Consider the following 10,525-nt stretch of genomic DNA (forward strand, 5'->3'; position numbering starts at 1 on the left):
GCTGAACAGCAGAATCTGCCATTCAGCCCCTGAACATTTTGAACTCATATCTTTATGACCTAGATTTTTTCATCAATCTGAGAGGTTTACACAAAATAAATTACACTACCTCTCCAGCGCTTCTGATTTCTGCCGCAAGCAGGACGTTTCTTCCCCGGTGTCTCTTCTTCCGCCGGATACCTTCCTCATGGAAGTAAAAATCACCGGGGCCGCTCCTCTGTGGCTGGCAAACGCCCTCACGTCTCTGTCCATCAAACCGGTCAGCTTTTCCAAATACGGAACCATGTATAAAACCATGATCTGTACGAAAAGTGAAATACAGCGCGTAGGCTGAAAATTTATTTCTCCTCCATGAACTTATGGACACAATCGTAGTCAACTTTCAGAAAGGATATGACTTATGAATTACATTTTCTCATCCGTTGCAGGCGACAGCCTGACCCTTTATTCCACCCTGGCGATCCTGGGAAGTGCTCTCATTATGGGGCTTCTCATCAGCCTGGTTTACATCTATACCCATAAGGAATCCGGCTACGCCTCCTCCTTTGCCACTACCCTGATCATGCTTCCGGCCATCATCGCCACCATTATCTTACTGGTTGGCAGCAACGTGGCACGGGCATTCTCCCTGGCCGGAGCCTTTTCTCTGGTACGGTTCCGAAGCGCCCCCGGAGACCCGAAGGATGTAGCCTATGTATTTTTCACCGTAGCGGTGGGACTTGCCTCCGGCATGGGTTTCCTTACCTACGCTCTTCTCTTCGCCGTGATTCTCTGCCTGGCCATGATCGTACTGGAAAAATCCCATTTTGGAAATCCGAAAGACGAGGCCATAACCTTAAAGATCGCGATCCCGGAGGATCTGAATTATGAAGGACTGTTCGATAATCTTCTGAAGGAATACACCAGCGCAAGCACCCTGAAACGAATCCGCACCACGGAATTCGGAACACTGTTCGAGCTGGTTTACCGGATTCGTCTGAAAGCCGGAACGAGTCAGAAGGAATTTCTCGACAAGCTCCGCTGCCGTAACGGAAATCTGAGCATTTCCCTTGTCCTCAGTGAATATGAAGACCGGGTTTATGATACCTCACTCCATTAAGATCCTTTACGCTTCTGTCTGATCTTCAAATCAGATACCGTTTTTCCAGGGTCCGCACCATCTCCTCATACCGATCGCCGCAGGCAGTCAGCCGTCCCGCCTCCAGATCGGAAAGGCAGGGAGACAGCCAGGTTTTCCAGATGGAAGCATAGACCTGCTCCGGCTTTTCTTCCATTCCGATACAGGTCACAATGGCCGGTGCAATGTTATAATATTCCTCCACCAGCTCCCGCCCCCGTTCCGTCTTCATCATACACTGATCCCGGAACGCCCGGAAGCGCTCCAGCTCATAGCAGTTATCCGGCTTTCCGAAGGACTCGCAGACCGCCGTTGTGATAAAGCAGAGCTTTCCTTTTTTGAAGCCGGAAACCATGTCCTCATAGCGGCCTTTCGTGATCCGCGACCTGGGATGTGCGCTTACCCATGCCTCCACCAGGCAGTCCGCCAGCGGTTCACCAACGGAAAGCTTCTGCTCCTGCACCATGGGAATCACAAAGATCGCCAAGATCATCTTATATTCATCTTCCTTGAGACCCCTGGCTGTCCGGGACCGCAGTGTTTTATCTCCCGCCACAGCCTCGTCGATGGCTTTCACCAGTCCCTTGGACAGTTCCTTTAAGAATGCCTCGCCGCGATCCGGCATGACCGCCGCATACCGCTCCAGGTATTCCAGTACGGTACGGTTTTTGATCCGGTAATCCTCAAAATACTTCACATAATCGCTGCGCTTAAAATATTTCATGGCATCCGTATGATTAAAAAAGATCTCATTAAAATGAAGCCGTACAAAGATCTCATTGGCCTTCGGATTATATTCATCCAGATCCAGCATCTGCCCGATCAGCGCCTCAGTCTTCTCATTTCCCGTTTCGTAAAACTGCTGGAGCATATCGTCCAACGGACTCTTCTCCCGCATCTTCAGTTTCGGAACCAGCTCCTCCTTTGTCAGCACCGCACCGCAGTACATACAGGAAAAGCGCTCCAGATTTTCCGGAATACTGAGTTCCCCCCGGCATTTCGGACATAATCCCTCTCTGTTTGCCATATCGCATCGTCCTTTCGCTCATCTTGTGGGTTTGCTGGTTCTATTATGCTTGTTTTTGGCTGGTCTGTCAAATTATTTCCTTCTCCCGTCCCCTGTAGCTTTATATTTCCAGCTTAAGAAACTCTTTCGTTTTTTTTTCATAGAAACCACATGACAGATTGGAGCTCCTATAGTAAACTATTCTTAATTTCACGAATCGATCGATTCGTTCCATTTGATCATTCATCATAAACGAGGTGATTTTCATGAAAAAGAAAACCGGTCTGATCGTGATTCTTTCCCTGGTCATTGTCCTGGCTCTCTGCGGAATCATTGTTATTCTGATTCTTGATCCCGGCCGGGATGCGGTTCTTTCCAAAGAGGCTTCCCGAAAAGCTGCCAAAGCTGCGGATGCCTCCCTCCGATTTGGATATTCCAGTGAAAATGAGTCCTCTGTTCCGGCTTCAGACTCTTTGCATACCGGATCAGAGACGGAAATACCGACTGAGGCTGCCATTGCCGGCGGCGTTCCTTCCGCCGCATCTGAAAACAGCTCCTCTGTATCTGTATACAAAACTGCCGAAGCAGCTTCTCCGAAAGAATCCGAAGCAGAATCAGCCGGGGCAGAATCAGCCGGGGCAGAATCAGCCGGGGCAGCTGCCGATGAAGGCGCACTTTCCTGTATTGTTTCCGTTCAGATGCCGGATGGACTTCCTGGAACGCTCCAGGTTCCTGTAAGCTATGCCGAAGCAACCTCGGAAATTCATCAGGACGGTTATGACAATTCTCCCATCTGCGCCGCGGACGGTTCCGTGACCACCTCCTGGCAGGAGGGTGTGGACGGCCCCGGTAAGGGTGAATCCCTGACACTCCACTATGAATCGGCCTCTCCGATCCGCTATTTTCTTTTCCGTCTGGGAAACTGGCGGGACAACGTTTATTTCTACGGAAATAACCGGCCCCGCTCTCTGATCCTGACCTTCGAAGACGGCAGTCAGACCACCGCCGTTTTTCCGGCTGACCAGGCCAGATATTATGTGGAGCTGTCTGCTCCGGTAACCACTTCCTTTGTAACCTTTACCATCGAAAGCGTCTACATCGGAACCGACTGGGACGATACCTGTATTGCTGAAATCACAGCCTACTCCGGAAATTAAGGTGCTTTCCGGATATAGGCAGTGCTTGCCCAGCCATAGTGAGTGCCCGCCTCTTGATTGCTGATCCTGATCCGGTAATAATCCTTTTCCCTTCCGATCACGCTGACCAGATTTCCGTCATACAGCTTCGGATAAGCCGATAACCGGTCATAGTTTTTTCCCGGCCCGGTTCGGACAATGAGCCCAAGCGGATCCGTCTGGTACACCTGACCGACCCAGGAGGCATAGGGCGAGATACCGCTTTCCTCCGGTGTTTTTCCGGTCTGTCCACCCGATGCTTTCGACTCTGCCATACCATCCCTGCTCAGTCCAAATCCCTGACAGATTCCGTCCGCAATGGCATCCGCGACTGCCGCTTTATGGCTCCGGTATAGCGAAAGATCTTCTTTATTATCATAAAAGCACGTCTCCAGAAGCGCATAATCCACACCCTGGCGGAATGCCAGATTCATATTATAAAGATCTCCTCGCCGGACAATTCCGTTGGTACCCCGTTTTCGGAACCCCACCGCGCCCAGACGATCCGCAATCCCCTGTTCCACAGTAATTCCCTTTTTATAGTCCTTATGAAGCTGAACACTGGTTCCACGGCCCTGTCCGCCTCCTGCATTAAAATGCACTTCAAACACATAATCATAATCCCGGAAACGAACCCGGCTGACACCCGCCAGATGATCCCGGTACAGATCCCGTTCCTCCGGATAAACCGTCACCTCCACATATGCCATCAGCCGCTTTTTCAGAAGCCGCACCAGTTCAATATTCAGATCTCCTTCATTCGCCCCGGTAAGCCTGCTGTAATTATGACCCGGTGTATGTCCAGCCACAAGAAGAATCCGTTTCCTACTCATGCTTCGTCTCCTCCTTTTTGCAGATCAGATTTCGGAACGCTTCATAAGCCCCGGTACTGGACAAACCGGAAAAGAGACCGCCCAGTAAAACCTGTGGTGTAAATGTCCGGTTCAACCAGATGTTTAATCCAACTCCCACAACTCCCATGATCAGGGGAATAAATCGGTTCACCTTTTTAGAAGGCACCAGATGCTTCAAAATATAACCGATACAAAGACAGACTGCCACCACGATCGGCACTGCAAATTCATTTAAGAATTCCAGATCCATGAAAATTCCTTTTTTCTTATGGTATGCAGAAGCGTTCCATAGGGATAAACGCACCGACTCCGTCCTTTCTCCCCTCTGCCATGGACACTTTTGGTTCTCCGGTCACATGTTCCGCAAATCAAAAAAATCCGGTTTCTTTCTTAATTATGCTTGACTAATTTCCCCACAGTGATAAAATAGAAACCACGGAAGCATAGCTCAGCTGGGATGAGCGTTCGCCTCACACGCGAGAGGTCATGGGTTCGAGCCCCATTGCTTCCACGATTTCAAAGCCCTTGATTTTATGCGGATCGCCGAAAAAGCCCGTAAAATCAAGGGTTTTTCGTTTTTGTATTTCATAGCAGATTCTTGTATTTTATAGGAAAATACCGTATTTTAAGGTGCTATGCAACACGAAATGCAACATGAAATTGCTTGATTTTACAAGGCTTCCAAGCGTTTTTCAAAATGCTATGCAACACGAAATCAGCCTCGACTTACATAATCCTTACTTACCCAGCCGATATGTGTTCCGGCCACCGGATTGCTGATCCTGATATGATAGTACCCGGACTGCTCACCCATTACCGACACCATGTTGCCATCATATAACTTGGGATAAGACGCCAGCCGTCCATAGCTCTTTCCGGGGCCGGTACGGACGATCAGCCCGACCGGATCCACGTCATGGACTCTGCCAGCCCACTCGGTGTAGCTCTGCGCCGGAGCTGGTGCGGATGTCGGCTGTGCTGAGGGCTGAGATGCTGTGCCGGTAAGCCCAAAGGCGTCCGCGATGCCGCCGGCGATAGCCTGTGCAATCTTGCCCTTGCTGGGCTGGTAGATGGCCAGATCGGCTGTGCTGTCGTAGAAGCATACCTCAATCAGTGCATAATCCACGCCCTTGCGCAGCGCCGTGTTCATGTTGAGCAAATCACTTCTCCGGACAATGCCGTTGGTGCCGCGCTTCCGGAAGCCAAACGCCGCTACGCGATCAATGACAGTCTGCTCCACGCTTGTACCGCCCTTGTAATTGCTGTGGATCTGGATGCTGGTACCGCGGCCTCCGCCAGCGTTAAAGTGCACCTCGAAGATGTAGTCGAAGCTGTTGAAATTAACCTGGCATCTGCCATCTCTCACGTCATGGTACATATCCCTCTCGCAGGGGTACACGGTCACCTTTGCGTACTTGGACAGGATCGGCTGGATCAGCTGCACCAGCTCGATGTTGAGATCTCCCTCATTGACGCCGGTTGCTCTGCAGCGATTATGTCCGGATGTATGGCCGGAGACCAGTAAGATCTTTTTACTCATTGCTTAGTCCTCCTTATTGATCAAATTTTTGAACACCTGGTGCATGCCGGTGCTTGCTAACCCCGAAAACAGTCCACCCAGCAGGATCTGCGGCGTGATCCCCAGGTTGATCCATACGTTGAGCGCCACACCCAGAGCACCCATGATCAGCGGGATATACTTGTTGATCCCATCGGACGGGATCATGTTCTTGATGATGTAGCCGATGCATAAGCAAATCCCTACAATGATCGGTACTGCAAACTCTGTTAAAATTGTGATATCCATAAATAATCCTCCTCTACTCTACTTAAGATACTGTGCTGCCAGGATGATTGCCCCTGTTGCCAGAGCTCCGGCCAGCACAGATGCAATGGTTGTCCAGACGGTCTTCTTGACATTCCGCCAGTTATCCGCCGGTTCCTGCTCCAGAGCTTTCAGGCGTTCGCCCTGCTCCGCCTGCTCATGGGCCATTCTATCCATGCTGGTGGCAAGGCGGTCCACCGACATGGCAAGGCTCTGGATCGTCTGGGTCTGGTTCTCCAGGTTGCCGATCCGGACATTCTGGCGGTGTTCCTCATCTTCAATCCGGTGAGCAAATTCTTCATGTTCCCGGCGGGTGATATAGTCCTCCATTGGGACTCCTCCTTTCTGTGCGACGTCGCACGGTTATACCTCTTCCCACACCAGCCTCAGCGCCATGGTTGCCGTTTTCGCCTGCGTTTTATCCAAGAACACATAGTAAACTTTTTCACTTCCGTTGTAGCCGAAATCCGTGATCCGCACATCGTTGTACTCGCGTCCGTAGTTGTAGATATTGGTGAGCACATATCCCGGTTTGTCCCCGACAAAGAGATAAGACTGGCCGATTCCTTTCATCGTAATACTTTCGATGATTCTCCGCCCGTCAAGATGTTCTTTTAATGACACCTCTTTCCCACTGCTGTCTTTGCTGTACCGTACCTGCTCCGCAATCGTCTTGAACATGATCTGGTCAAAGTCCGTTCCGTTGTCCACCATATAGTCTGCTTTCTTTTCTGTCGCCATCTTTTCTCCTCCTTTTGAGTTAATAAGTCTTGATCCAGCACCGGCCTGATACGTGACCGGACGGCTGAGTGCTCTGTGTGATCACCTGGGTGCCTGATGTGCTCGGGTCTGTCCAAGACGCTGTCCCATCAGCAGACCAGCCTAGGACCTGCCCGGATTTCCCTCCGGATGGGATGTGCTTGTTTCCGCTGGTTGTTGGATGGGTGTACTTGGTGTCCGGCGGGACTGTCCATGTTCCGTCGCTCCGGAGATATCTGGCGGCCGCTCCAGCGGCAGGCGCAGGGACAAAGCCAGCTGTTCCTGCTGCCGAGGCAGTGGCGCCGGTCATGGCGTCATGACCGTGATCCGACTTCGCCGCGCCGATCTCTGCCGGCGTCGGCTTGTCCTTTTCGTGGTACACCCGCTTCCCGTTAAAGGTAAGCTCTTTCCCAAAGATCTTCATTTCTGGCCTCCTATCCGGTCACAATGCACCGGTACGCGCCTGTCGCAGGTGCTGCCGCAAAGAGGAGCTTGACCTGAGTGGTGCTGATGATCTGGACATCACAGTACACCTTGTTGTATGGGCTCGTTGTCTCCCTAACCATGACCGTGACATCCTGCGTTCCCAGGCCGTGGGTGACTGTGATCTCCGTCGTACTTCCGTCTCCCACATTGACCGCATATTTCTTCGGCCGCGCATTCCAGGCGTTTTTTTCGGCGTCGCTTACAAACCGGTGCGTGGCATCCTGGGTGATCATACTGGCCGCATGGTTTGACGGGTGGGTATAGACCACCGTCTCTGTGCCGTTGATCAGCACATTGCCGTTGGTGGAGGACTTGGCCGTCTTTGTTGCGTCCGTCCTGGCGTGTGTGGACTGGCTGTGATCATAGGCGATCTTACCCCGGTCTCCGCGGTATGCGGTGGAAGAGATCTCGCCCAGGGCAATCGTCTCCGAGATGACCGCATAAGCTGTTCCGCTCCAGCGGTAAGTCTTACTGGAAGTCAGATCCACATAGATCTTCCCGGTCTTGCCTGCGATCTCCGTGGTCTTGCCGGAGTCGCTGTAAAACTTCCCGCCGGAAAGATAGCCCTCAATGACATCATCCACATAGGACGGGAGCTGGGAGGCTGGTACCTGGCCGTTTGCATCCAGTTCCGCCAGGCCGTTTTTGGCACCCTTAAGGGTGGTGCTCAGTTTTCCGTTGAGAGCAGTCTGCACCGCTGTCGATACCGGCTTGTCCTTATCCGCCGTGTTATCCACATTACCGAGTCCAACCTGGGACTTTGTCACCCCATGAGGGTTTGACTTGTTGGCAAGATGACTGATCAGCGCTGATACCGCCGCAGCAATCTTTCCAAGTGCTGCGGAAAGCTTCTCCCCGGAGGTCAACGCCGCCGGAGCTGATGCCGCGGTGTAGGTCGGTGTCTGGTCGTTGGTTGCCACATTTGGAACATTCCCAAGTCCAACATCGCTCTTGGTTACCTTATGGGGATTTCCGCTTGTTTTCTGGCTGTGGGTATATGCCGCATTCGCTTTTGCAAAGATATCCTTGCTCATGAGGCCATCTGCCGATGCGGTTGCCAGCGGGATCGGATCCGTGCCATCAGTCAAATGCTCTGAGGCGTGCGCCGCATAAGGATCCAGGTCCATGATCTGGACATATTCTACCAGGACAACCGTTCCAGCCGCTAAAGCCGGCAGTTTAAACTGAGTCGTGGAGACCTCCGTAACAATATCATTGCTCTGCCTTGCGCCGTTGATGTAGACCGCCAGGAGCCCCGCACCTGTCCGGTAAGATCCTTTTGTCAGCGTAAAGGTTGTCTGGTTTGCTGTTGCCGTGAAACGCTCCGTCTTGACCACGTAGGTCTCCATGACATCACCGGCTGATAAGGTTCCGTCTGCTGTCACAGACAAGCCGGAGCCTACTTTAATGCCGCCAAGCCTGGTCGCTGTTGCGATCGGCGGGGTAAAGGTACCCGGTTTCCCGGTTACATTTCCCCATGCGATGGTGTCCTGCCCACCAACCTGCAGCCAGGTGTTTGCCGCATTGTCCAGCCAGATCTTCTTCGTATCCGTGGCAATATATAAAATCTTGCTTCCGGTTGCGGTTCCTTTGTCCGCATCCGCTCCGACCTTGATCTCACGCGGCGTAAAGCCCAGCTTCTCCACGATCTTTGCCTTGGTCAGTTCGTTTAAGATGGTGGCGGCGGACTTATTCTCCACATTCCCCAGGCCAAGATCTTTCTTGGTCGTTCCGTGTGGGTTCGTCCCGGATCCCGGATGCGTGTAGACCTTGGTCTCTGCTCCATTGATCTTGATATATCCGTTTGTTCCGGAGGCTTCTACTTTGTTCGCTCCCTCCGTGATCCCGTCCAGCTTCAGCTTCAATGCTGCAGTCAGGGTTTCGCCTGTATAGACATACAGGGCATTCCGCCATTCCGTCCCCGTCCAGACATACAGGGTTTTGTCCACTGTATTAAAGTACATCTGCCCGGGCACCGGTGATGCCGGTTCTTTGGCCAGGTTCTGGATCCGGACATTCTGCAATTCGTTTTTATTGAGATTCAGATTACTCAAAAAATCCATTTATCGATTCTCCTCTCAGTTCAGATGGGCGGTTCCCGCAAACGCCGCCATAAAAGTGACCTGTACCGTGTTCCGGTCCAGGTATTCCACATCTCCCATGACCACGCTGCCTGCGCTGTCTGCTACCGTGACGGACGGATGCTTGCCAAGGTTATGCTGGATTGTCCAGACCTCCGCCGGCTGGAGCTGGGTATGGGTATAGGTGAGGTCGCCGCCTCCACCGCCTCCGGAGCTTGTTCCGGATGAGATTCCGCTGCTTGTGGATTCCGGAACGCCCATGGTCGGTACTGCCTCATATCCGCTGGCATCCTGTGCTTCTTCTACTTCGGTGATCCGCTCTGTCAGCGTAAGTCCGGTGTCCTCATCGATCACCGTCACGATGTCGCCCAGATCCCAGCGGCGTTTGTACCATTCCGAAGTAACCGTCACCTCAAAGCTTTCCTGCGGCGTAAGCTCCGACAGCTTTGTCCGTCCGCGGTCCGGCAGTCCGGCAGCATCTTCCACGTCTCTGGCATCCACAAAGATCTCCCGGCGGTCAGTCCCGGTGTTTCCGGCCCCTTCCACATAGATCGTCCGTGTTGCTCCCTCGCCCTGTCCGGCCACATAGGCCGTGGTCTTGGCTGTGCTGTCGTTCAAGATGTATTCTGCTTTCTGGATATTGCCGTAGGAGCGCCTGAACACGGTCGGCGGTTTTTCCGCCTGCCCTGCGGACCGGTCGGTACCTTCCCGGACTTCAAAGACATACTGCTGCGTGTTGAGGTCCGGATAGATCCCAATACCAAGCCCGGACATGGCCGCAAGCTCCACCAGGGCATCCAGGAGATTTCCATAGGTGTTCTGGTAGGCTATCCGGTCTCCGCGCCCCTGTGATGCCTCCAGCGTAAGCCCTGTGATCTGTCTGGCCGGATCTGCACAGGACACGGCATTCTTCCGCACCAGATCCACCATGATATCTTCCACCGGCGCGTTATATTCCGCATAGTTCTGTCCGGTGGCAGGGAGAATAATTCGATCAGTCAGCCACCAGAGCAGGGAAAAGCCCTTGACCGTCACCGTTCCGTCATCTGCGGTCTTGATATATTTGATCACTCCGTTTTTCCGTGGATCATTATCCCAGAGGATCAGGTTGTCTACGGCGATGTACGGAGCCATCTGCGGCAGGGTGAGTTCAAACTGGCCGTAGGTCTTCCATCGGGAGGTGTAGATCATCTCCGGTTCCTGTTCTTCTGTCAAGTACCGG

Annotated in this window: 13 protein-coding genes and 1 tRNA gene; 4 read left to right on the top strand and 10 right to left on the bottom strand. The window is 52.6% G+C overall.

The window, feature by feature from the left end:
- Window positions 1-157: 157 nt before the first annotated feature.
- Together ACTQ3K_RS12265 and ACTQ3K_RS12270 are read left to right on the top strand one after the other, a co-directional pair.
- A complete protein-coding gene (locus ACTQ3K_RS12265; RefSeq protein WP_441568179.1) occupies window positions 158-334 on the top strand; it encodes a VTC domain-containing protein in 177 nt (58 codons plus the stop codon).
- Between the two features lie 66 nt (window positions 335-400).
- The gene (locus tag ACTQ3K_RS12270; RefSeq protein ID WP_441568181.1) at window positions 401-1,099 is read left to right on the top strand and encodes a DUF4956 domain-containing protein; all 699 of its coding nucleotides are present in this window, start codon (window positions 401-403) and stop codon (window positions 1,097-1,099) included.
- Window positions 1,100-1,124: 25 nt separating this feature from the next.
- Here the strand turns inward: ACTQ3K_RS12270 and ACTQ3K_RS12275 are convergent, their stop codons facing one another.
- Window positions 1,125-2,144 (bottom strand): CFI-box-CTERM domain-containing protein, encoded by a 1,020-nt coding sequence (locus tag ACTQ3K_RS12275; RefSeq protein ID WP_441568183.1) that lies wholly within the window; start codon window positions 2,142-2,144, stop codon window positions 1,125-1,127.
- Window positions 2,145-2,389: 245 nt separating this feature from the next.
- On the opposite strand from ACTQ3K_RS12275, the gene ACTQ3K_RS12280 reads away from it, so the two are divergent.
- Window positions 2,390-3,280: an NADase-type glycan-binding domain-containing protein gene (locus ACTQ3K_RS12280; protein ID WP_441568185.1), complete on the top strand. Its 891-nt coding sequence runs from the start codon at window positions 2,390-2,392 to the stop codon at window positions 3,278-3,280.
- Here ACTQ3K_RS12280 and ACTQ3K_RS12285 read toward each other — a convergent pair.
- The gene (locus tag ACTQ3K_RS12285; RefSeq protein ID WP_441568187.1) at window positions 3,277-4,131 is read right to left on the bottom strand and encodes an N-acetylmuramoyl-L-alanine amidase; all 855 of its coding nucleotides are present in this window, start codon (window positions 4,129-4,131) and stop codon (window positions 3,277-3,279) included. The two genes, ACTQ3K_RS12280 and ACTQ3K_RS12285, sit on opposite strands and share 4 nt — an antisense overlap.
- On the bottom strand, window positions 4,124-4,402 hold the full coding sequence (locus tag ACTQ3K_RS12290; protein WP_441568188.1) for a phage holin family protein: 279 nt from the start codon (window positions 4,400-4,402) through the stop codon (window positions 4,124-4,126). The genes ACTQ3K_RS12285 and ACTQ3K_RS12290 overlap by 8 nt, the downstream gene beginning before the upstream one ends.
- Window positions 4,403-4,589: 187 nt before the next feature.
- On the opposite strand from ACTQ3K_RS12290, the gene ACTQ3K_RS12295 reads away from it, so the two are divergent.
- A tRNA-Val gene (locus ACTQ3K_RS12295) sits at window positions 4,590-4,663 on the top strand.
- A gap of 204 nt (window positions 4,664-4,867) precedes the next feature.
- Here ACTQ3K_RS12295 and ACTQ3K_RS12300 read toward each other — a convergent pair.
- The 7 genes from ACTQ3K_RS12300 to ACTQ3K_RS12330 all read right to left on the bottom strand — a co-directional run.
- Entirely contained in the window at window positions 4,868-5,692 is an 825-nt protein-coding gene (locus tag ACTQ3K_RS12300; protein WP_441568190.1) for an N-acetylmuramoyl-L-alanine amidase, read from the bottom strand.
- 3 nt (window positions 5,693-5,695) lie between these two features.
- The gene (locus ACTQ3K_RS12305) at window positions 5,696-5,959 is read right to left on the bottom strand and encodes a phage holin family protein (protein WP_441568192.1); all 264 of its coding nucleotides are present in this window, start codon (window positions 5,957-5,959) and stop codon (window positions 5,696-5,698) included.
- Window positions 5,960-5,977: 18 nt separating this feature from the next.
- Window positions 5,978-6,307, bottom strand: a complete 330-nt coding sequence (locus tag ACTQ3K_RS12310) for a hypothetical protein (RefSeq protein ID WP_441568194.1) — start codon at window positions 6,305-6,307, stop codon at window positions 5,978-5,980.
- A gap of 33 nt (window positions 6,308-6,340) precedes the next feature.
- Window positions 6,341-6,718, bottom strand: coding sequence for a hypothetical protein (locus ACTQ3K_RS12315; protein WP_441568196.1), 378 nt, complete (start codon window positions 6,716-6,718; stop codon window positions 6,341-6,343).
- Window positions 6,719-6,737: 19 nt separating this feature from the next.
- Window positions 6,738-7,160 (bottom strand): hypothetical protein, encoded by a 423-nt coding sequence (locus tag ACTQ3K_RS12320; protein ID WP_441568198.1) that lies wholly within the window; start codon window positions 7,158-7,160, stop codon window positions 6,738-6,740.
- A 10-nt stretch (window positions 7,161-7,170) separates the two neighbouring features.
- Window positions 7,171-9,285, bottom strand: a complete 2,115-nt coding sequence (locus ACTQ3K_RS12325) for a hypothetical protein (RefSeq protein WP_441568200.1) — start codon at window positions 9,283-9,285, stop codon at window positions 7,171-7,173.
- Between the two features lie 15 nt (window positions 9,286-9,300).
- Window positions 9,301-10,525: siphovirus ReqiPepy6 Gp37-like family protein (locus tag ACTQ3K_RS12330; RefSeq protein WP_441568201.1), on the bottom strand; the 1,225-nt coding region annotated here is incomplete at its 5' end.

The sequence above is a fragment of the Candidatus Paralachnospira sp. LCP21S3_A2 genome (assembly GCF_052118925.1).
Lineage (GTDB): Bacteria > Bacillota > Clostridia > Lachnospirales > Lachnospiraceae > Lientehia.

What these genes read in the sequence shown, in the direction of transcription:
- ACTQ3K_RS12305 (WP_441568192.1), bottom strand. Translation starts at nt 5,959, where the DNA reads ATGGATATCACAATTTTAACAGAGTTTGCAGTACCGATCATTGTAGGG.
- ACTQ3K_RS12270 (WP_441568181.1), top strand. Translation starts at nt 401, where the DNA reads ATGAATTACATTTTCTCATCCGTTGCAGGCGACAGCCTGACCCTTTAT.
- ACTQ3K_RS12290 (WP_441568188.1), bottom strand. Translation starts at nt 4,402, where the DNA reads ATGGATCTGGAATTCTTAAATGAATTTGCAGTGCCGATCGTGGTGGCA.
- ACTQ3K_RS12320 (WP_441568198.1), bottom strand. Translation starts at nt 7,160, where the DNA reads ATGAAGATCTTTGGGAAAGAGCTTACCTTTAACGGGAAGCGGGTGTAC.
- ACTQ3K_RS12275 (WP_441568183.1), bottom strand. Translation starts at nt 2,144, where the DNA reads ATGGCAAACAGAGAGGGATTATGTCCGAAATGCCGGGGGGAACTCAGT.
- ACTQ3K_RS12300 (WP_441568190.1), bottom strand. Translation starts at nt 5,692, where the DNA reads ATGAGTAAAAAGATCTTACTGGTCTCCGGCCATACATCCGGACATAAT.
- ACTQ3K_RS12280 (WP_441568185.1), top strand. Translation starts at nt 2,390, where the DNA reads ATGAAAAAGAAAACCGGTCTGATCGTGATTCTTTCCCTGGTCATTGTC.
- ACTQ3K_RS12285 (WP_441568187.1), bottom strand. Translation starts at nt 4,131, where the DNA reads ATGAGTAGGAAACGGATTCTTCTTGTGGCTGGACATACACCGGGTCAT.
- ACTQ3K_RS12315 (WP_441568196.1), bottom strand. Translation starts at nt 6,718, where the DNA reads ATGGCGACAGAAAAGAAAGCAGACTATATGGTGGACAACGGAACGGAC.
- ACTQ3K_RS12310 (WP_441568194.1), bottom strand. Translation starts at nt 6,307, where the DNA reads ATGGAGGACTATATCACCCGCCGGGAACATGAAGAATTTGCTCACCGG.
- ACTQ3K_RS12325 (WP_441568200.1), bottom strand. Translation starts at nt 9,285, where the DNA reads ATGGATTTTTTGAGTAATCTGAATCTCAATAAAAACGAATTGCAGAAT.